The following is a 20,806-nucleotide window of genomic DNA, read 5'->3' as shown; positions in this document are numbered from 1 at the left end:
GCGACCACCATTCATCGCTCACCATTGACCATTTCATCATTCACACGTTTACCGCTCAGGGAGGTTTTCGATGACCCGCACGCCCGGTTTCAACACGCTCGCCGTCCATGCCGGCGCCAAGCCCGACCCGGCGACGGGCGCACGCGCCACGCCGATCTACCAGACGACCTCCTTTGTGTTCGACGATGCCGACCATGCCGCCTCGCTGTTCGGGCTGAAGGCCTTCGGCAACATCTACACCCGCATCATGAACCCGACCCAGGCGGTGCTGGAAGAGCGGATCGCGGCGCTCGAAGGCGGCACGGCTGCACTTGCCGTTGCTTCCGGCCATGCCGCACAGGTGATCGTGTTCCACAATCTCATGCGGCCTGGCGATAATTTCGTCGCCGCCACAAGGCTTTACGGTGGTTCGATCAATCAGTTCGGCCATGCCTTCAAGAATTTCGGCTGGGAGGTGCGTTGGGCCGACACCAACGACGTCTCCACCTTCGAAAGCCAGATAGACGACAAGACCAAGGCGATCTTCATCGAGAGCCTGGCCAATCCCGGCGGCACCTTCGTCGACATAGAGAAAATCGGCGACATCGCCCGCAAGCACGGCTTGCCGCTCATCGTCGACAACACGCTGGCCTCGCCCTATCTGGTGCGGCCGATCGAGCATGGCGCCGACATCGTCGTCCATTCGCTGACCAAGTTCATCGGCGGCCACGGCAATTCGATCGGCGGCGCCATCGTCGATGGCGGCACGTTCGACTGGTCGAAATCCGGCAAATATCCGATGCTGTCGGAGCCGCGCCCCGAATATGGCGGCCTTGTCCTGCACGAAACCTTCGGCAATTTCGCTTTCGCCATCGCCGCGCGCGTGCTTGGCCTGCGTGACATCGGCCCGGCGATTTCGCCGTTCAATGCCTTCCTGATCCTGACCGGGCTGGAGACCTTGCCACTCAGGATGCAGCGCCATTGCGACAATGCGATCACCGTAGCCGGGTGGCTGTCCAACCACCCCAAGGTCGCCTGGGTCAACTATCCCGGCCTGCCCAGCGACAAGAACAACGCGCTGCAGAAGAAATACTCGCCGCAAGGCGCCGGTGCTGTCTTCACCTTCGGCCTGAAGGGCGGCTACGACGCAGGCATCAAGTTCGTCGAGGCGCTCGAACTGTTCTCGCACCTCGCCAATGTCGGCGATACCAAGTCGCTGGTCATCCATCCGGCCTCGACCACGCATCGCCAGCTTTCCGACGAGCAGAAGGTCAAGGCGGGTGCCGGACCGGACACGGTCCGGCTTTCCGTCGGCATCGAGGATGTCAACGACATCGTCGCCGATCTGGAACAGGCTTTGACCAAGGTTTGATTTTTTGAGTGAGTAGTGAGTAGTGAGTAGTGAGTAGTGAGTAGTGAGTAGTGAGTAGTAGTCGGTATTCACTAGTTAGCAGTGATTAGTGATCAGCCACCCGCTCGAGGGAGCGCTTCCCGCTCACTACTCACTACTCACTAGTCACTACTCACTGCACTACTCACTGCACTACTCACTACTCACTAATCTGTTGGAGGCAAACCCTGTCCGCGCATTACTTGGCAATATCGACCGACAGCGTCGACGCCGAACATGGCGCCCCGGCGCCGGATCGTCTGATTGCGGGCGATCCGAAGTTCCGCACCTGGAATGTCGAGGAGCGCGATGGCCGCCTCTATGCCGGCATCTGGGAAGCGACGCCGGGCAAATGGCGCATCGAATATGACGAATGGGAGTTCTGCCACATCCTGTCCGGCGTCTCGGTGGTTGCCGAGGATGGCGGCGAGGCGCGCACGGTGCGCGCCGGCGACAGCTTCGTGCTCAGGCCAGGCTTCAGGGGCAGTTGGGAAGTGCTTGAAACGACCCGCAAGGAGTATGTGATCAAGCTCTGACCGCTCGGTCGCGCTTGGACTTCACAAAAGCCGATCGATGTCAGTGTCGGAAAAGCCGTATCCGCTCATCATCTCCCTGTGCCAGGGACTTCCAAGCAAATCACTGAGACATAAATCAACGCGCTGGAGCAGGGTGGCACTGCCTTTGGCGAGAGCGAAAGCGCCGGGCGCTGGCTGTTTTTCGACTGCCGGGACGTCGACGACGTCGAGAGGCGCGTCGGGTCGCCGGCTCAGATAGCCGCGATGCGCGAGCGCTGCACTCGCATAGGCATGCACCACGCCGGCCGCGACGGCGTTAGCTGCTTCGGGCTGAGTGGCAAATATCCTTAGCCGTTCGGGCTGAATAGCGTTTTGCAGGGCCGTCCGGTGCTGGATCTGGCCCGATATGACGCCGATCAGCGCCGTCCGATCATTGGCGACGGACCGATAGCCATCGAAGGCGCGGGGATTGTCTTTCGCGACCAGCAATCCATCCGCCAGCATCCAGATCGGCCTTGTGAAGTCGACCAGCTTCCGGCGGTCGTCGGAAAAGAACAGGCCGGTGGTTATGTCCCACCGATCTTCGGCAAACCCAGGCGGCAGCTCGGCAAACTCGGTCTCGATGGGCAAAAGTTCCAGCCCGAGCGTCAGGCAGACCCTCTTGGCCAGTTGGGCATCGCTGCCGCCCAGACGTCCCGATCCGTCGATAAAGCAGAAGGGTGGTTCTTGTAGAAAGGCGAATCTCATTTTCTCGGGCATGCGTCGGCTCCGCCGTCCTCACAAGCTCACAATAAGCTTTTCCAGCCCATGGAAATGATAGGTGTCGCGGAAGCGCGGCTGCTCCGCAAGATGGAGTTGCAGCTGCCGCTCGAACAGGGTTTTCAGCGACACCTGCAATTCCAGCCGCGCCAGCGGCGCACCGATGCAGAAATGGATACCGGCGCCGAACGAGACATTCTTCTGGTCTGGTCGGCCGGGCTGGAAGGCGCCAGGTTCGGCAAAGGCAAGCGGATCATGATTGGCCATGCCGAGCAGCAGGCCGACCGTCTCGCCCGGTTGTACGACAACCCCCGATGTCACCTCGACCTCCTGATAGGCGTAGCGGGTGAACATGTGCAGCGGCGCGTCGAAGCGCAGGCACTCCTCGACCGTTGCAGCGGTTGCTTCCGGCGAGGTGAAGAAACGGCCGGGGTCGCCGCCTTGCGCCAGCAACGTGCGCACGGCGTTGCCGGTTTGATGGACGGTCGCCTCGTGGCCTGCATTGAGCAACAGGATGGCAGACGAGACCAACTCGTCTTCCGACAGCTTCTGGCCATCCTCTTGTGCCGCGATCAGCAGCGATAGCAGGTCGTCGCCAGGCTTCTTCCGCCGCTCGGTGACATAGCCGCGCAAAAAGTCGGAAAAATCGTGCGCGGCGCGATTGGCCGCTTCCTCGGTCTCGCGCGTCCGGCCATGCATGTACATGGCCACCATCCGGTGCGACCAGTCGAGCAGTTGCGGCCCCATTTCGACCGGCACACCGAGCATTTCGGCAATGATGGTGATCGGCAAAGGTGCGGCGAAGCTGGGCAATAGATCGACCTGGCGCGGTTCGAAACGGTCGATCAGCTCATTGGCCAGCGCCTCCACGCGCGGCCGCAGCCGCTCGACCTGGCGCGAGACGAAGGCGCGGTTGACCAGGGTTCTGAGCCTGGTGTGCACCGGCGGCTCCAGCTCCAGCATCGAATTGCTCTCGATGCCGTCGAAAGCGGCCAAATGCGAGCGATCCTCGCCGATGCCGCGGCTGTCGGGAATGCCGGCCGGGTTCTGGCGACCGAAGCGGCGGTCGCGCAACAGCCGGTTGACGTCGTCGAAGCCGCCAAAGCACCAAAAGCCGAATTCCTCCCAGAAGAAGGCATTCGATGCGCCATGCAGGACGGCATAGGCGTCGTAGGGGTTCTGGAAAAACGCCGGTTCGTGCGGATCGAGCCGCAGGCGGCGCGTGGCTGGATCAAAGGCGAGGTAGGGCGGCATGGATGTGGTCATGCCAGACCATTACCGCGGCTTGCCGGCTTGGTGCCAGACCGGATGTTGGCACCCGACGGCCCTATGGATTGAGCCAACCGAGGCGGACCTCGGCGAAGTACCGAAGTCTAATCCTCGCAATGCCTGGCAATATGCACGCGGCGCCAGCTGGTCGAGCCTTCCTGCACCACCACCCGGCGCGCCATCCTCTGGTATGACGGCGCTATCTGGGTGACGTGCCGCCGCTCGGGCCGCACCAGCACTTCATGGGCGACGCTCTCATATTCGGCCGGCAGCACAACCCGGCGGGTGCGCTCCGGTTCAACCACCACTGTTTCGGCCACACGCGCGTAGCGGGCCTTGCGCCACACCTTGCACAGCACCTTGCGGCCGTGGATGACGCGCCATTCCCAGGCATAGCCGCCATCGTCGACCTGGACCGTGCGGTAAACGGTGCGGGTTCTCGCCGGTACGATGTCATAGGTGACTCGGGGCGGCGCGATCTGCTCGACGCGCTCCATGGTGCCATAGATCGGCGGATCATAGTCGACCAACTGCCCGCCGGGACTGACCATGACGTCTTCATAGACGGTGTCATAGAGCGCCGGCCTGTGCACCGGCTCATAGCATTCGGCGGCCCGGCCGCCGGCAACCGCATCGGACACCATGCCGAGACCGGCAAGGCCGGAGATGGCGAGGCAAGCAGTTTTCCTGATCATGGCACTCCCCCTGTTTGAACCCGAAACGTGAGGTTCAATGTTGAATTGTAGGGGAAGGTTCTCCGGGGGAAAGCGGTTTCGCCGCATTTCGTTAAGCGACGCGGTTAAGGAATTGCTACACCGCAAAAACGCCGCTGGCCGCGTTCGGACTTTCCCTTGCGCGGAAACCTTGATTCGACTTAACCAGATGGCTAGGAGGAGGCGGCCTTGCGCTAGGGTGAGCCGGCATCCTATTTACATTCTAACCATCAAGAACCGATTCTGCCCGATGTTCCGGCGCCGGAATCCCCATCTCCAAAAAGGGTAGTCCATGAAGAACCCCGTCGAAACCTACATGAACCTCGTTCCGATGGTGGTCGAGCAGACCAATCGCGGCGAGCGGGCCTACGACATTTTCTCGCGCCTGCTGAAAGAGCGCATCATTTTCATCACCGGCCCGGTCGAAGACGGTATGGCGACGCTGGTTTGTGCACAGCTTTTGTTCCTCGAGGCCGAGAACCCGAAGAAAGAGATCAATCTCTACATCAACTCGCCGGGCGGCGTGGTGACCTCGGGCATGGCGATCTACGACACCATGCAGTTCATCAAGCCGGCGGTGTCGACGCTGTGCATCGGCCAGGCGGCGTCGATGGGCTCGCTGCTTCTGACCGCCGGCCACAAGGACATGCGTTTTGCCACGCCGAACGCCCGTATCATGGTTCACCAGCCTTCCGGCGGTTTCCAGGGCCAGGCCTCCGACATCGAGCGGCACGCGCAGGACATCATCAAGCTGAAGCGCCGCCTCAACGAGGTCTACGTCAAACACACCGGTAAGAGCTACGAAGACATTGAAAAGACGCTTGACCGCGACCATTTCATGACAGCCGACGAAGCCAAGGATTTCGGCCTCATCGACAAGGTCATTTCGTCGCGCGAGCCGGTCGAAGGCGCTGCGGCATAAGCGCTGCATGGCAGTTGCGTGGCTGGATAACGCGCTTTTGCTGGGATTTGCGGCATTTCGGCCACAATTGGCTGTTCCCTCGGTGGATGGGATTGCCTACGTTAAGGCTATGTTGATTTTCGACGGCTTAGCTTTGTGCAGGGTTGGCGCGAATCATTGCGACGTTTTCTGATTTGTGTTTCGTACGGAATGCGTTGCGGGAGCCGGGACACTGGCGGCGGCGAATTCCCGCGATAGATAGAATATGCGCCCTTTCAGCCAGACCATCGGCGGGCGGCCATGAAAGGACAGGAAAATGAGCAAAGTCGGCAACAACAGCGGTGATTCGAAGAACACGCTTTATTGCTCGTTTTGCGGCAAAAGCCAGCACGAGGTGCGCAAGCTGATCGCCGGCCCAACGGTGTTCATCTGCGACGAGTGCGTAGAGCTGTGCATGGACATCATCCGCGAGGAGAACAAGACCTCGATGGTGAAGTCGCGCGAGGGCGTGCCGACCCCGCAGGAGATCCTGAAGGTTCTCGACGACTATGTCATCGGCCAGCCCTACGCCAAGCGCGTGCTGTCGGTGGCTGTCCACAACCACTACAAGCGCCTGGCGCATGCCGGCAAGAACAACGACGTCGAATTGGCGAAGTCCAACATCCTGCTGATCGGCCCGACCGGCTGCGGCAAGACGCTGCTTGCCCAGACGCTGGCCCGCATCATCGACGTGCCCTTCACCATGGCCGACGCGACGACGCTGACCGAAGCCGGTTACGTCGGCGAGGACGTCGAAAACATCATCCTGAAGCTGCTGCAGTCGGCCGACTACAATGTCGAGCGCGCCCAGCGCGGCATCGTCTACATCGATGAAATCGACAAGATTTCGCGCAAGTCCGACAACCCATCGATCACCCGCGACGTGTCGGGCGAGGGTGTGCAGCAGGCGCTTCTGAAGATCATGGAAGGCACCGTTGCCTCCGTGCCGCCGCAGGGCGGCCGCAAGCATCCGCAGCAGGAGTTCCTGCAGGTCGACACCGCCAACATCCTGTTCATCTGCGGCGGCGCCTTCGCCGGGCTGGACAAGATCATCTCGGATCGCGGCAGGAAGACTTCCATCGGCTTCGGCGCCATCGTCGCTTCGCCCGAGGATCGCCGCACCGGTGACGTGTTCCGCCTGGTCGAGCCCGAGGATCTCTTGAAGTTCGGCCTCATCCCCGAGTTTGTCGGCCGTCTGCCGGTCCTGGCGACGCTGGAAGACCTCGACGAGCCGGCGCTGATCCAGATCCTGACCGAGCCGAAAAACGCGCTGGTCAAGCAGTATCAGCGGCTGTTCGAGATGGAGAGTGTCGACCTGACCTTCCATGAGAATGCGCTGTCGGCGATCGCCAAGCGCGCCATCGAGCGCAAGACCGGCGCCCGTGGCCTCCGCTCGATCATGGAAGCGATCCTGCTCGACACCATGTTCGAACTGCCCGCCCTGGAAGGCGTGCGCGAAGTGGTGATTTCGGAAGAAGTGGTGACCGGCAGCGCCCGGCCGCTCTACATCTATTCCGAGCAGAAGGAAAAGAAGGGCAACGTCAGCGCCTGATCTGGCATCTGGCCTAACCTTTTTATGGAACGGCGCCCGCGGGGCGCCGTTTTGCTGTGGTGAGGTACCGATCCTTGTGACGGAGTGGATGAACGAACGTGTCGACCCTTGATCTTTGCCCCTCGTGCATCCAACTAACATCGGAAGGCCGTGGTGCCGAATTCTGTGCTGTAAAACTCCCGTCACAAACGGTGGTAGGCGGAACGATCCTCGGTCGTTAATATGAGATTCGCGGTTGGCTCGATTAGCGGCCGCGACATGAAAGGTTGGACAATGGCCAAAATATCCAAGGCTCCCAGCGACGGCGTCTTCGCAGTCCTCCCACTGCGCGACATCGTGGTGTTCCCGCACATGATCGTTCCGCTCTTTGTCGGGCGTGAAAAGTCGATCAAGGCGCTGGAAGAGGTTATGGGTCAGGAAAAGCAGATCCTGCTTGCCACCCAGATGAATGCCGCCGATGACGATCCCGAGCCCGATGCGATCTTCGACATCGGCACGCTCGCCAATGTGCTGCAATTGCTGAAGCTGCCCGACGGCACCGTCAAGGTGCTGGTCGAAGGCGCGTCGCGTGCCAAGATCGTCTCGTTCACCGACCGTCCGGACTTCCACGAAGCTACCGCCACGGCGCTGGTCGAGCCGGAGGAGGAAGAGGTCGAGGTCGAGGCGCTCGCCCGTTCGGTCGTCACCGACTTCGAAAACTACGTCAAGCTGAACAAGAAGATCTCGCCTGAAGTGGTGGGCGCCGCCAGCCAGATCGACGACTATTCCAAGCTCGCCGATACGGTTGCTTCGCACCTCGCCATCAAGATCCCCGAGAAGCAGGAGATGCTGGCCACGCTGTCCGTCAAGGAACGGCTGGAAAAGGCGATGGGCTTCATGGAAGCCGAAATCTCCGTCCTGCAGGTGGAGAAGCGCATCCGCTCGCGCGTCAAGCGCCAGATGGAGAAGACGCAGCGCGAATATTACCTCAACGAGCAGATGAAGGCGATCCAGAAGGAGCTCGGCGAAGGCGAGGACGGCCGCGACGAGGCCGCCGAGATCGAGGCGCGCATCAAGAAGACCAAGCTCTCCAAGGAGGCCCGCGAAAAGGCGGAAGCCGAGTTGAAGAAGCTGCGGACGATGTCGCCGATGTCGGCGGAATCGACCGTCGTGCGCAACTACCTCGACTGGATCCTGTCGATCCCGTGGGGCAAGAACTCCAAGGTCAAGCAGGACCTGGCGTTTGCGCAGAACGTGCTCGACACCGATCATTTCGGCCTCGACAAGGTCAAGGACCGCATCGTCGAGTATCTCGCCGTGCAAAGCCGCCAGAAGAAGCTGAAGGGGCCGATCCTGTGCCTCGTCGGCCCTCCCGGCGTCGGCAAGACCTCGCTCGGCAAGTCGATCGCCAAGGCGACCGGCCGCGAGTTCATCCGCATGGCGCTTGGCGGCGTGCGTGACGAGGCCGAGATCCGTGGCCACCGCCGCACCTATATCGGCTCGATGCCCGGCAAGGTCATCCAGTCGATGAAGAAGGCCAAGAAGTCCAACCCGCTCTTCCTGCTCGACGAGATCGACAAGATGGGCCAGGACTTCCGTGGCGATCCGTCATCGGCTTTGCTCGAGGTGCTCGATCCCGAGCAGAACTCGACGTTCATGGACCATTACCTCGAGGTCGAATACGACCTATCGAGCGTGATGTTCGTGACGACGGCGAACACACTGAACATCCCTGCGCCCCTGATGGACCGCATGGAGATCATCCGTATCGCCGGCTACACCGAGGACGAGAAGATCGAGATCGCCAAGCGTCACCTGATGCCCAAGGTGATCCGCGATCATGCCCTGCAGCCGAAGGAATTCTCCGTCGGCGAGGACGCGATCCGCGGCATCATCCAGACCTACACCCGTGAAGCGGGCGTCAGAAGCCTGGAGCGCGAGCTGATGAAGCTCGGGCGCAAGGCGGTGACCGAGATCCTGAAGACGAAGAAGAAGACGGTGAGCATCACGGCGGCGAACCTCGCCGATTACCTCGGTGTTCCGCGCTTCCGCTTCGGCCAGGTCGAGGCTGACGATCAGGTCGGTGTCGTCACCGGTCTTGCCTGGACGGAAGTCGGCGGCGAGCTGCTGACGGTCGAAGGCGTCATGATGCCCGGCAAGGGCCGCATGACGGTGACCGGCAATCTGCGCGACGTGATGAAGGAATCGATCTCGGCGGCGGCCTCTTATGTCCGCTCGCGGGCCATCGATTTCGGCATCGAGCCGCCGCTGTTCGACAAGCGTGACATCCACGTCCACTTGCCCGAAGGCGCCACGCCGAAGGACGGTCCGTCTGCAGGTGCTGCCATGGCGACGGCCATCGTATCTGTCATGACTGGTATTCCGGTCCGGGCCGATGTGGCGATGACTGGCGAGATAACGCTTCGCGGCCGCATCTTGCCGATCGGCGGCCTCAAGGAGAAACTGCTCGCCGCACTGCGCGGCGGCATCAAGAAGGTGCTGATCCCGGAAGACAACGCCAAGGATCTGGCGGAGATACCGGACAATGTGAAGAACGGTATGGAGATCATTCCGGTCTCACGTGTCGGCGAGGTTCTGAGGCACGCGCTGGTGCGCATGCCGGAGCCAATCGAGTGGGTCGAGCCAGTCAATCCGCCGGCTTCCACCGATACCGTTGACGATGCTGGAAAGTCGCTTGCACATTAGAAACTACTAAAGTTGCAGTGCACAAAGAGAGAGCCGGGCCTTGAGCCCGGCTTTTTCATGTGAAAAACCCACCATTTCCGGGCTTTTTTCAACTTTTTTCCGGCTTTTTGACTTGGGTTTGCGAGCGCTTCTTTCTAAAGTCCCTCTCCTGCCGGATGAGTCGAAAGTTCCGGTTTTCTCATGGAAGGGAATTTTTATGAACAAGAACGAACTGGTTTCCGCTGTCGCTGAATCCGCGAGCATTTCGAAGGGTGACGCACAGTCGGCGGTTGAGGCGGTGTTCTCCGTCATCACTGGCGAACTGAAGAAGGGCGGCGATGTACGGCTCGTCGGCTTCGGAAATTTCACCGTCTCCAAGCGTGCGGCATCGACTGGCCGCAACCCGCAGACTGGCGCGGAAGTGAAGATTCCGGCGCGTACCGTGCCGAAGTTCTCGGCCGGCAAAGGCCTCAAGGACGCGGTCAACTAAAAATTTTTCAGAGAATGTTGAAAAGCCGGGTTCGCCCGGCTTTTCTTTTGCCTCGATGGCGGCAGGCCGTCAGCCCGCTGAGGCGAGCCTTCAGCCCACCGGCGCATCCGCGCGCATCAGGCCTTCCTGCTTGAGGTCCGCCCACAGCGCCGCAGGCAGCTTGGCATCGAGCAGGGCGCGGTTGCTTTCGACTTCACTCGGCCGCTGGCCGCCGGGGATGACCGACACCACGGAAGGGTGCAGCAGCGGAAACTGCAGCGCCGCCTCGATCAGCCTGACGCCATGGCGCTGGCAGACGGCCTCGATGCGCCCGACGCGATCCATGATGTCCCTTGGCGCCTCGGAGTAATTGTAATAGGCGCCTGGCTTCGGCCCGGTCGCCAGGATGCCGGAATTGTAAGGACCGCCGAGAACGATGCCGATGCCGCGTTGCTCGCAGAGCGGCAGGAAGGTGGCAAGCGCTTCCTGTTCCAGCAGCGTGTAGCGCCCGGCCAGCAGGAACAGGTCGAAGTCGCCACGCTCCGCCAGCGTCTGGCAAACCTCCCATTCGTTGATGCCGCCGCCGAAGGCCTTGATCACGCCCTGGTCGCGCAGCGCAACCAGTCCGTTGTAGCCCGAGGCCATGAATTCCTCGATGCGCTGGTCTGACGCCTCCTTGCTGCCATGGGTGAAGATGTCGAGGTCATGGACGAAAAGGATGTCGATGCGGTCGACGCCAAGCCGTTCCAGCGACGCCTCGAACGAGCGCATGACGCCGTCATAGCTGTAGTCGTAGACCTCCTTGCGCGTCGGTGTGTCGAAGAACTTGCCGATGCCGGTTCGTTCCTCCGGCGGGCAGGCGCGCAACAGGCGACCGACCTTGCTCGACAGCACATAATCGTCGCGCTTCCTGCCGCGCAGGAAGGCATTGAGCCGTGTTTCGGCAAGGCCCAGGCCATAGAGCGGCGCGGTGTCGTAGTAACGGCAGCCGGTCGCCCACGCCGCCTCCAGCGTCGCGTTGGCATCCGCGTCGGGGACGGCGCGGTAAAGGTTGCCGAGCGGCGCGCTGCCGAAGCCAAGCTCGGTGAAGTCGAGGCCGCCATTGCCGATGCGGTCGAAATGCCGTGTCTTCATGTCGTGCTGATTTCCTGGATTGATTGTCTGACATGACACTATCACGCCGCTGGCTCAGCAAAAGCCGCCATGGCCGTTGGACAGGCATTTTCCCGATGATAGCATGAACAAAAACAAGCCTTTTCCGAAAGCGCGCAACCGGAAATCACCGGCCACAAACCCGGCCCGACAGATGGGACTCTCATGGCGAATGCCGGCTCGGATATGTTTTCGACCGCCCTGCAAGAGCTGGGCGCCGTACTGGCGCGCGTCGACGAAGCCGGCATCGACATCGCCTGCGAAACCCTGGCCCGCGCGCAAAAGATCGGCGTCTATGGCTGCGGCCGCGAAGCGTTGCAGCTCAAGGGTTTCGCCATGCGCCTCTATCACCTTGGGCTTGAGGTGTCGGTGGTCGGCGACATGAACACGCCACCGCTTGGCGCAGCCGATGTCTTCCTGGTCAGTTCCGGCCCGGGCGAGACGACGACGGTGCTCACCTTGATGCAAGTCGCCCGCCAGGCCGGCGCCACCGTGCTTTTGCTCACCGCCGAGGCAGGCAGCAGTGCGGTCGCGCTTGCCGACTTCACCTTGCTGATCCCGGCGCAGACCATGGCGCGTGACCAAGGGCCGCAAAAGACATCGCTGCTGCCGATGGGCTCGGTCTTCGAAGGGGCGCTGTTCCTGCTGTTCGAGGTCATGGTGCTGAAGCTCAAGGCGCTGACCGGCCAGTCGTCCGAGGCCATGCGCGCCCGCCACACCAACATGGAATAGATCATGCGCTACGAACTGATGCTGCCGCACCAGATCCGCAAGGCGATCGCCGAGAACTGGCCGGTCGCTCTCCCGCTCGGCGTGCTCGAATATCACGGCGAGCACATGGCTGTCGGCATGGACACGCTGGCCGTCGTCAAGACGCTGGAGCTCTACGAGAAGGAGGCCGACATCGTCATCCTGCCGGCTTTCTACTACGGTGCGGCGAGCTATGTGGTGGCAGCACCTGAAGGCAACGGCTCGGTGCAGGTCGGCGGCAACCAGCTGGCGCCGTTCGCCGAAGAATTGTTCTACAGCCTGCTGCGCATCGGCTTTCGTAACATCAACGCCATCATCCACCACCAGACCGAGAACTTTGCCGCCGGCATGCCGACCGATCTCGCCTTCAAGGCCGCCGGCCGCCAGGCGATTTTCCGCTTCCTCGAGAAGCAGCGCGGCGAGGGCTGGTGGGGCTCAGACGAGATGGCCGATTATTATGCCGGGCACGCCGCCGGCGAGAATTTCTTCAACTGGGTGCAGGTGCACCCGCTAATGTCGGCTGCCATGAACGGGAAGTATCCGTTCGATCACGCCGGTGTTGGCGAGACATCATTGATGCTGGCACTGTGTCCGGAAGCGGTCGATGCCGGGCGTTTTGGCGAGAATACCGCGTGGTATACGGCCAGTGCGCCGGAGGCCTCGGCGGAGCTAGGGCAGAAGGGCGTCGCGATGATCATGGATCACCTGAGGGCGATATTGGGGCGCTAGCAGACAAAGTCGCTCTGTAGCGATCCTTCACACCCCCTCTGTCCTGCCGGACATCTCCCCCGCAAGGGGGGAGATCAGATGTCATTTCCGCTTTCGCCAATCACCTACGTCGCAAGAAAAGCGATGCAGCCAAAGCTGCCGATCTCCCTCCTTGCGGGGGAGATGGCCGGCAGGCCAGAGGGGGGGTGCTGTCCCGCCGAGGTCAACAGTAGAGGGGCACGCCGCCTCTCGCCCTACTTCACCGCGCCCGCCGTCATGCCCATGATCAGATACCGCTCAAGCGCAATCCCGATGACCGCCAGCGGTGCGATCGCGGCGGTGGCAAGCGCCGCCATCGACCACCAGTTGATGCCTTGCGAGCCGGTCTGGCTCGCCACCATGACCGGGATGGTCTTGGCGTCGGTCGAGGTCAGCAGCGCGGCGAAAAAATACTCGTTCCAGCACAGCACCATCGCCAGGATGAAAGCGGCGACCATGCCCGGCAGCGCAATCGGCATGACGATGCGGAAAAAAGCGCCCCAGATCGAGAGGCCGTCGACCAGCGCTGCCTCCTCGAGCTCGACCGGGATCGAGTTGAACTGGTCGCGCATGATCCAGATGACGATCGGCAGCACCATCAGCGTGTAGAGCAGGATCAGGCCGATGCGTGTGTCGAGCAGACCGACTTCCCGGTAGAGCACCAGGAAGGGCAGGGCCAGCACCACCGGCGGCAGGATCAGCTGCGACAGGAAGAAGAAGGAGATGTCCTCGTTCTTGAACCAGGCGAACTGATAGCGGTAGCGGGTCAGCCCATAGGCGGCGAGGCTGCCGATGACGATGGCGAGGCTCGACGCGCCGACCGAGGTGATGACCGAATTCATGAAGCGCTTGAAAAACTCCTCGCGCACCGTCGAGGTCTGGAAGATCGAATCCGGCGACAGGCCGAGCGAGCGCCAGCCCTTCCAGTCCGGCTGGAAGTCGACGAACGGGATGAGGTGTCCTTGCGTGACGTCGACCGCGGTCTTGAACGAGGTGGTGATGGTCCAGTAGATCGGGAACAGGCAGATGAAGGCCCAGAACGCCAGCGCGCCATAGATGAAGATGCGATTGGCCAGAAAACCCAGCGGTGAGCGGATTTCCGAGGCAGCATAGTCGGTGGTCTGGACGCTCATTGTGCCTCGTCAGTTCACGTTGCGCACGAAGCGATTGGCGAATTTCAACAGCCAGGTCACGAACACGACGATGATGACGAGATAGGCCATCGCCAGCATGGTGCCGTAGCCGACATTCGAGCGGTCGCGGTATTCGCGGTAGATAAAGCTCGACACCGAATCGGTGGCGCCGCCAGGCCCGCCGGAGGTCACGGTGATGATGATGTCGGCGAGCTTCAACTTGAAGATGATGCGCAGGATCACCGCCGTGACCGACACCGGCAGCATCAGCGGGAAGGTGACCTGCCAGAAAGTCTGCCAGGGCGTGGCGCCATCGACGCGCGCCGCTTCCAGCACGTCGCGCGACATCGCCTGCAGGCCGGCAAGCAGCATGATCATCATGAACGGGATGAAGGTCCAGGCGTCGAGCACCATGATCGAGATGCGGGCGGTGATCGGGTTGGAGAAGAAGGCGGGGTTCTCCCAGCCGAGATGGCGCGCCAGCGTCGCCGCCGGCCCGAAACGGTACTCCATCAGCGATTTGCCGATCATCCAGGATACCGCGACCGGCGACAGCATCAGCGGCATCAGGAAGACGACTCGGAAGAATTTGCGCGCCCGGATCTGCGCGTTGAGCAGCAGCGCCAGGCCGAAGGCAATCACATACTCAACCAGCACGGCGAGCACATAAAGCACCATGTTGAACAGCGCGTTGCGGTAGTAGGGATCGGCCAGCATCTGCCAGAAATTGTCGAGCCCGTTGAACTTGCGGCCGGAAAAGGACGACAGGTTCCAGTCGGTCAGCGCGATATAGAAGCCGAACAGCGTCGGGAAGATCACCATGGCGATGGTGAACAGCAGCGCCGGCAGCAGGAACAGCGCGCGCTGGCCGTCCTCGCCGCGCGTCAGCACCTGGCCGATGCCGAGCGCCACGCCCCACAGAACATAGGCGTAGACGATCGGACGCCAGGTCTCGAAGCCGAGCGTGGTGATCTCGTTCTTGTAGAGGATCTCAAACGCGATCACCGCCAGCAGGCCAAGCGTGGCGGCCGCCATCAGGGCAAAACCCGCCCGCTTGCGGGCCGGCGAGATCAGATCGGCTGGGCCGGCGTTGGCCGGCCATGCATTGGTGGTCTGGTCTGCCACGCGTCCCCGTCCGTTTAAAAAATCAAGCCTGCGACCGGCCCGAGCCGGTCAGGTCCGGCGGCTTGCACCGCCGGACCTGTTGTCACGATAGGATCAGCCTACACGCCGAGCGAGGCCTTGTAGAGCTTGATCTGGTTTTCGCGGCCGATCTGGTCGGTCAGCTTCTCCCAGGCCGCGGCAATGGCGTCGGCGCCTTCCTGCGCCTTCATCTTGCCGGCGAATGTGTTGGCCAGAATGTCCTCGGCAGCCGAATAATACTGGAAGATGCCGGGGATGCGCGGCTCGATCGCCGCGTTCGGATGGTTGTAGCTGTCGGCTTCCGACTTCAGATACGAGGTGATGAACGCCTCGTCGTAGCCTGCCGCCACCCATTCGGGAATGTCGAAATGCGAGTTGCGGTAGGGCTGGAAGCCGGACGGATACATCGCCGTCCAGATTGACAGGTCCTTGCCGCCGAGATGAGCGGCGGCCGACCATGCCGCTTTTTTCTTCTTTTCGTCAGTATCGACGCGGGCCATGACGTAGACGCCCCAGCCGAGATAGGCGCAGTTCGGCGCATAGTTCGGGCCGCTGGCGAGTTTGTCCCAAGCGCCGGTCTTGGCATTGTAGACGTCGTCGGACCCCGGCAGGACCGAGAAGCCGGTGACGTCGCCGATGACCGAGCTATCATTGGTCTTGACGTTGGAGCCGACGTCGCCCCACCAGGTGACCATCGAACCGGTGCCGGCCAGGAACTGCTGGAAGGCTGTCGTGTTCGGGTCGGCGTTGATCTGGTCGGCGGGCTCCGACGGCAGCGCGTCGATGACGTCCTGGATGGCGCGCACCCAGGCCGGATTGTTGATGCGCGGCTTCATCGTGTCGGCATCGAACAGCCAGGCCTTGTCGTCGGGATGCTTGGCATAGGCGGTGGCGCGGCTGCCGAGGAAGTAGAAGCCGAAACCGCCCCAGGCCTTGGGCGCATCGAGATAGCCGAAGACGTCCTGATCCTTGAACTTCTTGCCCTTGAGGAATTTTGTGACGGCCTGGACTTCCTGCCAGGTCTTCGGCACACCCCATTCGGTGGCCGCGCCGCCGTCCTTCCACGCCTTGGCGAGGTCGGCATCGGCAAAAACGTCGGTGCGGTAATTGAAGTTGTGCGCATCGCCATCGACGGTGATCCGGTACTGCTTGCCGTCCCAGGTGCCGACCGGCGGCTGCAGATAGGCCACGACATCCTTCATGTCGATCTGCTCTTTGACCCAGTCGGGCATCTCGGACGTCAGGCCCTTGCCGCAGACATCGCCTTCGAAGGGCGCGCCCATCTCGATGATGTCGAAGTCGACGGTGCCGGTGGCGATCGACTGCTGCAGGCGGGCATTGTAGTCGGCCTGCGCCAGGTCGATCCAGCTGATCTTGGCGCCGGTATAGGCCTCCCACGGCTTCAGGAAGCCGCGGAACAGCACATTGTGCAGGTTCTGGTTGTTGAGGCCCATGAAGGTGAGCTCGACGCCGGCGAATTCGCCTTCCTTGACGTTGGCCTTGGTGGCTTCCAGGCAGAGTTCGCCGACCTTCTGGAAATCGGCATCCGTCGGCTGACCCTTGCCGACGCCGGGGATCTGCAGAATTTTGGAGCGTAGCTCGCTGGCGGCTTCAGCCGGGCGGGTGAAAGCGCCGAGCCCAGCGCCCGATGCGGCGGCGATCGCGGCCATCGAGGCCGCGCCTTTGAGTATGTCACGCCGGGTGGCACCCGCGCGGACGAGTTTTTCGTACAGACCGACTCTCATCTATTCCTCCCAGAACAACAGTCGTGAATTAAATGCCAATCCCTCCGACGCCGAAACGTCGGCGGTTCTCCTTTATCATACGGGGACGTGGGACCCCACCCTGCGTCGCCTGGAGCTCCGATTTTCGGATAAAAATCCGACTGCCGGATTGGCAACAGCTAATATTTGCGTAATCGATTACCTTGTCAACACGAATGGCTTTTTATCGATAACATACCGACTTGCCCTTGCCGTTGGCAATGGCTAGCTTCACCGCGAGAAAAGGGGGGACGATGGCTCAAGTCGCGATCAGCAATGTGGCCAAGGCGTTCGGAACCGTCAAGGTCCTGCACGAGCTCAGCGTCGATATCGCCGATGGCCAGTTCGTGGTGTTGGTCGGCCCGTCGGGCTGCGGCAAGTCCACGCTGCTCAGGATGGTGGCCGGGCTGGAGACCGTCTCCGGCGGCACGATCGCCATTGGCGAGCGCATCGTCAACAATCTGCCGCCGGCCAAGCGCGACATCGCCATGGTGTTCCAGAACTACGCGCTCTATCCGCACAAGACGGTGGAGCAGAACATGGCGTTTGCGCTGAAGCTGCGCAAGACCGATCCAGCCGTGGTCGCCGAGCGGGTCAAGCGCGCCGCCGACATTCTCGACCTCAATCCGTACCTGAAACGTTATCCGCGCCAGCTATCCGGCGGCCAGCGCCAGCGCGTCGCCATGGGCCGCGCCATCGTGCGCAATCCGCAAGTCTTCCTGTTCGACGAGCCGCTCTCCAATCTCGACGCCAAGCTGCGCGTGCAAATGCGCACCGAGATCAAGGAACTGCACCAGCGGCTGAAGACCACCACCATCTACGTCACCCACGACCAAATCGAGGCCATGACCATGGCCGACAAGATCGTCGTCATGCGCGATGGCCGTATCGAGCAGGTCGGCGCGCCATTGGAATTGTTCGACCGGCCGGCCAATCTGTTTGTCGCCGGCTTCATCGGCTCGCCGTCGATGAACCTGCTCAAAGGCGTGGTGCGCAAGGGCGACAAGGTCGAGATTGCAGGCACGCTGTTCCCGGTCGCGGCCGGCAGCGCCGCCAAGGAGGGCCAGGCCGTGGTCTATGGCGTGCGGCCCGAGCATCTCGAAATCCATCCCGACGGCGTGCCGGCAAAAATCTCGGTGGTCGAACCCACGGGTTCCGAAACGCTGGTCTTCGTGCGCTTCGGCGACGGCGAGATGGTGGCGCTGTTTCGCGAGCGCCACGACTTCAAACCCGGCGACACGCTCAATCTCAAGCCGCGCCTCGACCAGGTCCATCTCTTCGACGCCGAGACCGGCAACCGGCTCTGATTTCCAATCGACTTTGACCAAACCTGTTTGACGAGGACTGCCATGCTCAAAGGGATCAACCCATTGCTCAATGCCGATGTGCTCCAAGCGCTCAGGGCAATGGGACACGGCGACGATCTGATCATCGCCGACACCAATTTCCCCGCCGATTCGGTGGCGCGCCAGACCGTGCTCGGCAAGCTGCTGCGCATCGATGCGCCGGCGGCCGATGTCGCCAAGGCGGTGCTGTCGCTCTATCCGCTCGACACTTTCGTCGACGACGCGGCCGCGCGCATGGAGATTGTCGGCAAGCCGGACGAGATTCCGCCGGTGCAAAAAGAGGTGCAGAAGGAGATCGACAAGGCGGAAGGCAAGGCCTGGCCGATGATCTCGGTCGAGCGCTATGCCTTCTACGAGCGCGCCAAGAAAGCCTATTGCGTCATCCAGACCGGCGAACGCCGCTTCTATGGCTGCTTCGCCTTTCGCAAGGGCGTCGTGCCGCCGGACGCCGAGTAGGGCCATGGCGTCGGGCAAACCTGTCGTCATTCTGGGCGTTTTCGTCGCCGACACCGCCTACCGCGCCGATCGACAGCCGCGCATGGGTGAAACCATTCTTGGTAATTCCTTCAAGCTGGGACCTGGCGGCAAGGGCTCGAACCAGGCGGTGGCGGCAGGCAAGCTCGGCGCCGACATCACTTTCCTGACCCGGCTTGGCGTCGATGCTTTCGCCGACATGGCCAAGGCGACCTGGGCAGAGGCGGGCGTGAAATCCGCCGTCATCGACACGCCGCAAAGCTATACCGGCGCGGCCTATATCTTCATCGAGGAGACGACCGGCAACAACGCCATCATCGTCAGCCCGGGTGCGGCGATGCTGATCTCGTCTGAAGACATCGAGGCCAATGCCGGCCTGATCCGTGGAGCCGGCGTCTTCGTCACCCAGCTCGAACAGCCGATCGACGCGGCACTGCGCGCACTCGAGATCGCGCGCGGGGCAGGGGTGACCACCATTCTCAATCCGGCGCCCGCGGCCAAGCTGCCGGACCGCATCTACACGCTGTGCGACTATGTGACCCCCAACGAAACCGAGGCCGAGGAACTGACCGGCATCAAGGTTTCTTCGATCGACGACGCTCGCCGCGCCGCCGACAGCCTGCTCAAAAAAGGCGTCGGCTCGGTCATCATCACGCTCGGCGAAAAAGGCGCGCTGCTGCACACGGCCGCTCGGTCCGACCATGTCCCGGTGGTCAATGCCGGCCCGGTGGTCGAAACCACCGGTGCGGGCGATGCCTTCAATGGCGGCCTGGCCGCCGCACTCGCCAAAGGCGTGGAGCCGCTGCAAGCCGTCCGCTTCGCCTGCGCCGTCGCCGGCATTTCGGTGACGCGGCCGGGTACGGCGCCATCCATGCCGACGCTGCATGAGGTCGAGGCGCTGCTGGCCAAGGGGTGACGTCGTTGCGGGAGAGATCGAATTCAGATCCGACCGGATCTGAATTGCCTCATGCAAGATCATGATTCTAGACGATTATGCCACATTTCTCCTGAGGAGAAATGGCGCGAGTGACGGGGCTCGAACCCGCGACCTCCGGCGTGACAGGCCGGCGAAAACCCCTGATTAATCAACGAATGGTTTCAATTCCTTACGCTCTCGAATTTGCGGGAAAAAGCGCGAAATTGAAACTTGCCTATCAGAACTCCTCGTCAACTCCGCGAGGTATTCACTTTGATCGACGCCTCCGCTGCTGCCAGCCTAGCGGCTGGACCGGGACAGACTGCTCCCGGCGACTTCTGGATCGGCTGGAGACGGCAGATCGATGCGCTCGCTTCCGCCGGATTCCGGGTCATCGTTCCCGACCAGAGGGGCTACGACACCAGTGACAAGCCGAAAGCCATCCGTGAATACACGCTCCCCAAGCTCGTCGGCGATGTCGTTGCCATCGCCGACGCGCTCGGCATCGGAAGGTTTCACCTCGTCGGTCATGACTGGGGCGGTATCGTCGCCTGGGCCGCAGGCGCAAAGCTGCCGCACCGCCTGGAAAGGCTCGTCATCCTGAACGCGCCCCATCCCGAGGTGCTGCTTGCCCATTCCTTGCGATCTCCGACCCAGTTCCTGCGGAGCAGCTATGCCGCCTTCTTCCAGTTCCCCTTGCTGCCGGAGGCTGTTCTGGGAGCAGGGCACTCGGCTCTGCTGGCACGGGCGCTCATCAAATCCAGCCGAACAGATGCCTTCACGGCGGAGGAAATCGCAGAGTATCGGCAGGCCTGGGAACGGCCGGGGGGCGCTGACCGGCATGCTCAACTGGTATCGGGCGCTGCGCTTCCGCCCAGGCCTGAAGCAGCGGATCACGACACCGACCCTTGTACTGTGGGGGATGCAGGACCAAGCTCTGGAATATGGCCTGGCCGAGCGCAGTCTGGCCCTTTGCAACGATCGGGGCCTGCAGACGTTCGAGAAGCCGACGCATTGGGTACAGCGCGAAGAGGCCAGCGCGGTGAATGCCGCGCTTCTGGCGTTCCTGGACGGCTGAGATGCCGCTCCGTTCTGCAGGTGGCCTGACTCGCCGTGATCTCCTGACCGTGCT

At 62.0% G+C, this 20,806-nt stretch carries 19 protein-coding genes and 1 pseudogene; 13 read left to right on the top strand and 7 right to left on the bottom strand.

The genetic code is table 11. From position 1 onward, the window contains the following. The first annotated feature begins 70 nt into the window (after positions 1 to 70). Together NKK50_RS15955 and NKK50_RS15950 are read left to right on the top strand one after the other, a co-directional pair. Positions 71 to 1,351 carry an O-acetylhomoserine aminocarboxypropyltransferase gene (locus NKK50_RS15955; RefSeq protein WP_023693295.1) on the top strand — a complete coding sequence of 427 codons (1,281 nt, stop codon included), beginning with the start codon at positions 71 to 73 and terminating at the stop codon, positions 1,349 to 1,351. Between the two features lie 221 nt (positions 1,352 to 1,572). After that, positions 1,573 to 1,905: a cupin domain-containing protein gene (locus tag NKK50_RS15950; protein WP_488505273.1), complete on the top strand. Its 333-nt coding sequence runs from the start codon at positions 1,573 to 1,575 to the stop codon at positions 1,903 to 1,905. A gap of 21 nt (positions 1,906 to 1,926) precedes the next feature. Here NKK50_RS15950 and NKK50_RS15945 read toward each other — a convergent pair whose 3' ends face one another. The 3 genes from NKK50_RS15945 to NKK50_RS15935 all read right to left on the bottom strand — a co-directional run bounded on the left by NKK50_RS15945 (position 1,927) and on the right by NKK50_RS15935 (position 4,607). Next, complete coding sequence (locus NKK50_RS15945) at positions 1,927 to 2,643, bottom strand: transporter substrate-binding domain-containing protein (protein WP_023669417.1); 717 nt, start codon at positions 2,641 to 2,643, stop codon at positions 1,927 to 1,929. A gap of 18 nt (positions 2,644 to 2,661) precedes the next feature. Next, positions 2,662 to 3,909, bottom strand: a complete 1,248-nt coding sequence (locus tag NKK50_RS15940; protein ID WP_352543626.1) for a cytochrome P450 — start codon at positions 3,907 to 3,909, stop codon at positions 2,662 to 2,664. 107 nt (positions 3,910 to 4,016) lie between these two features. Continuing rightward, on the bottom strand, positions 4,017 to 4,607 hold the full coding sequence (locus NKK50_RS15935) for a hypothetical protein (protein WP_023689466.1): 591 nt from the start codon (positions 4,605 to 4,607) through the stop codon (positions 4,017 to 4,019). A 310-nt stretch (positions 4,608 to 4,917) separates the two neighbouring features. Between NKK50_RS15935 and clpP the strand changes: the two genes are divergently transcribed. The 4 genes from clpP to NKK50_RS15915 all read left to right on the top strand — a co-directional run bounded on the left by clpP (position 4,918) and on the right by NKK50_RS15915 (position 10,271). Then, on the top strand, positions 4,918 to 5,547 hold the full coding sequence (clpP, locus tag NKK50_RS15930; RefSeq protein ID WP_023682306.1) for an ATP-dependent Clp endopeptidase proteolytic subunit ClpP: 630 nt from the start codon (positions 4,918 to 4,920) through the stop codon (positions 5,545 to 5,547). Between the two features lie 295 nt (positions 5,548 to 5,842). Then, positions 5,843 to 7,117: an ATP-dependent Clp protease ATP-binding subunit ClpX gene (clpX, locus tag NKK50_RS15925; protein WP_023682305.1), complete on the top strand. Its 1,275-nt coding sequence runs from the start codon at positions 5,843 to 5,845 to the stop codon at positions 7,115 to 7,117. Between the two features lie 273 nt (positions 7,118 to 7,390). Next, positions 7,391 to 9,802, top strand: coding sequence for an endopeptidase La (gene lon / locus NKK50_RS15920; protein ID WP_023682304.1), 2,412 nt, complete (start codon positions 7,391 to 7,393; stop codon positions 9,800 to 9,802). 196 nt (positions 9,803 to 9,998) lie between these two features. Further along, entirely contained in the window at positions 9,999 to 10,271 is a 273-nt protein-coding gene (locus NKK50_RS15915; protein ID WP_023669423.1) for an HU family DNA-binding protein, read from the top strand. A 90-nt stretch (positions 10,272 to 10,361) separates the two neighbouring features. Here NKK50_RS15915 and NKK50_RS15910 read toward each other — a convergent pair whose 3' ends face one another. Continuing rightward, positions 10,362 to 11,384 (bottom strand): aldo/keto reductase, encoded by a 1,023-nt coding sequence (locus NKK50_RS15910; RefSeq protein ID WP_023669424.1) that lies wholly within the window; start codon positions 11,382 to 11,384, stop codon positions 10,362 to 10,364. A gap of 183 nt (positions 11,385 to 11,567) precedes the next feature. Here NKK50_RS15910 and NKK50_RS15905 point away from each other — a divergent pair, with 183 nt between their 5' ends. Both NKK50_RS15905 and NKK50_RS15900 read left to right on the top strand, forming a co-directional pair. Further along, positions 11,568 to 12,134, top strand: a complete 567-nt coding sequence (locus tag NKK50_RS15905; protein ID WP_023821099.1) for an SIS domain-containing protein — start codon at positions 11,568 to 11,570, stop codon at positions 12,132 to 12,134. Between the two features lie 3 nt (positions 12,135 to 12,137). Beyond that, positions 12,138 to 12,881, top strand: coding sequence for a creatininase family protein (locus NKK50_RS15900; protein ID WP_023689463.1), 744 nt, complete (start codon positions 12,138 to 12,140; stop codon positions 12,879 to 12,881). Positions 12,882 to 13,114: 233 nt separating this feature from the next. Here the strand turns inward: NKK50_RS15900 and NKK50_RS15895 are convergent, their stop codons facing one another. The 3 genes from NKK50_RS15895 to NKK50_RS15885 all read right to left on the bottom strand — a co-directional run bounded on the left by NKK50_RS15895 (position 13,115) and on the right by NKK50_RS15885 (position 16,920). Then, a complete protein-coding gene (locus tag NKK50_RS15895) occupies positions 13,115 to 14,032 on the bottom strand; it encodes a carbohydrate ABC transporter permease (RefSeq protein WP_023669427.1) in 918 nt (305 codons plus the stop codon). A 9-nt stretch (positions 14,033 to 14,041) separates the two neighbouring features. Next, entirely contained in the window at positions 14,042 to 15,157 is a 1,116-nt protein-coding gene (locus NKK50_RS15890) for a carbohydrate ABC transporter permease (protein ID WP_023689462.1), read from the bottom strand. A gap of 98 nt (positions 15,158 to 15,255) precedes the next feature. Then, positions 15,256 to 16,920: an ABC transporter substrate-binding protein gene (locus NKK50_RS15885; RefSeq protein WP_352499246.1), complete on the bottom strand. Its 1,665-nt coding sequence runs from the start codon at positions 16,918 to 16,920 to the stop codon at positions 15,256 to 15,258. Between the two features lie 272 nt (positions 16,921 to 17,192). On the opposite strand from NKK50_RS15885, the gene NKK50_RS15880 reads away from it, so the two are divergent. The 5 genes and pseudogenes from NKK50_RS15880 (at position 17,193) to NKK50_RS31355 (ending at position 20,752) form a co-directional block, all read left to right on the top strand. Next, positions 17,193 to 18,245 (top strand): ABC transporter ATP-binding protein, encoded by a 1,053-nt coding sequence (locus NKK50_RS15880; protein WP_352543625.1) that lies wholly within the window; start codon positions 17,193 to 17,195, stop codon positions 18,243 to 18,245. Between the two features lie 42 nt (positions 18,246 to 18,287). After that, positions 18,288 to 18,740 carry an RbsD/FucU family protein gene (locus NKK50_RS15875; RefSeq protein ID WP_023834209.1) on the top strand — a complete coding sequence of 151 codons (453 nt, stop codon included), beginning with the start codon at positions 18,288 to 18,290 and terminating at the stop codon, positions 18,738 to 18,740. 4 nt (positions 18,741 to 18,744) lie between these two features. Then, positions 18,745 to 19,674: a ribokinase gene (gene rbsK, locus NKK50_RS15870; RefSeq protein ID WP_023697413.1), complete on the top strand. Its 930-nt coding sequence runs from the start codon at positions 18,745 to 18,747 to the stop codon at positions 19,672 to 19,674. 231 nt (positions 19,675 to 19,905) lie between these two features. Continuing rightward, positions 19,906 to 20,505: pseudogene (locus tag NKK50_RS15865) on the top strand (alpha/beta fold hydrolase); the annotation flags it as partial. Positions 20,506 to 20,515: 10 nt separating this feature from the next. Continuing rightward, a complete protein-coding gene (locus NKK50_RS31355) occupies positions 20,516 to 20,752 on the top strand; it encodes an alpha/beta fold hydrolase (protein WP_348524527.1) in 237 nt (78 codons plus the stop codon). Positions 20,753 to 20,806 lie beyond the last annotated feature (54 nt).

This window comes from Mesorhizobium sp. M0001, from assembly GCF_040324255.1.
Classification (GTDB): domain Bacteria; phylum Pseudomonadota; class Alphaproteobacteria; order Rhizobiales; family Rhizobiaceae; genus Mesorhizobium.
The sequence above is the reverse complement of the archived record's forward strand: the minus strand, read 5'-3'. Positions and strand labels throughout refer to the sequence as shown.

Coding starts and splice junctions, on each gene's coding strand:
- NKK50_RS15885 (WP_352499246.1), bottom strand. CDS start 16,920: ATGAGAGTCGGTCTGTACGAAAAACTCGTCCGCGCGGGTGCCACCCGG.
- NKK50_RS15945 (WP_023669417.1), bottom strand. CDS start 2,643: ATGCCCGAGAAAATGAGATTCGCCTTTCTACAAGAACCACCCTTCTGC.
- NKK50_RS15880 (WP_352543625.1), top strand. CDS start 17,193: ATGGCTCAAGTCGCGATCAGCAATGTGGCCAAGGCGTTCGGAACCGTC.
- NKK50_RS15940 (WP_352543626.1), bottom strand. CDS start 3,909: ATGACCACATCCATGCCGCCCTACCTCGCCTTTGATCCAGCCACGCGC.
- NKK50_RS15875 (WP_023834209.1), top strand. CDS start 18,288: ATGCTCAAAGGGATCAACCCATTGCTCAATGCCGATGTGCTCCAAGCG.
- NKK50_RS15905 (WP_023821099.1), top strand. CDS start 11,568: ATGGCGAATGCCGGCTCGGATATGTTTTCGACCGCCCTGCAAGAGCTG.
- rbsK (WP_023697413.1), top strand. CDS start 18,745: ATGGCGTCGGGCAAACCTGTCGTCATTCTGGGCGTTTTCGTCGCCGAC.
- NKK50_RS15910 (WP_023669424.1), bottom strand. CDS start 11,384: ATGAAGACACGGCATTTCGACCGCATCGGCAATGGCGGCCTCGACTTC.
- NKK50_RS15935 (WP_023689466.1), bottom strand. CDS start 4,607: ATGATCAGGAAAACTGCTTGCCTCGCCATCTCCGGCCTTGCCGGTCTC.
- NKK50_RS15900 (WP_023689463.1), top strand. CDS start 12,138: ATGCGCTACGAACTGATGCTGCCGCACCAGATCCGCAAGGCGATCGCC.
- lon (WP_023682304.1), top strand. CDS start 7,391: ATGGCCAAAATATCCAAGGCTCCCAGCGACGGCGTCTTCGCAGTCCTC.
- clpP (WP_023682306.1), top strand. CDS start 4,918: ATGAAGAACCCCGTCGAAACCTACATGAACCTCGTTCCGATGGTGGTC.
- NKK50_RS31355 (WP_348524527.1), top strand. CDS start 20,516: ATGCTCAACTGGTATCGGGCGCTGCGCTTCCGCCCAGGCCTGAAGCAG.
- NKK50_RS15895 (WP_023669427.1), bottom strand. CDS start 14,032: ATGAGCGTCCAGACCACCGACTATGCTGCCTCGGAAATCCGCTCACCG.
- clpX (WP_023682305.1), top strand. CDS start 5,843: ATGAGCAAAGTCGGCAACAACAGCGGTGATTCGAAGAACACGCTTTAT.
- NKK50_RS15955 (WP_023693295.1), top strand. CDS start 71: ATGACCCGCACGCCCGGTTTCAACACGCTCGCCGTCCATGCCGGCGCC.
- NKK50_RS15915 (WP_023669423.1), top strand. CDS start 9,999: ATGAACAAGAACGAACTGGTTTCCGCTGTCGCTGAATCCGCGAGCATT.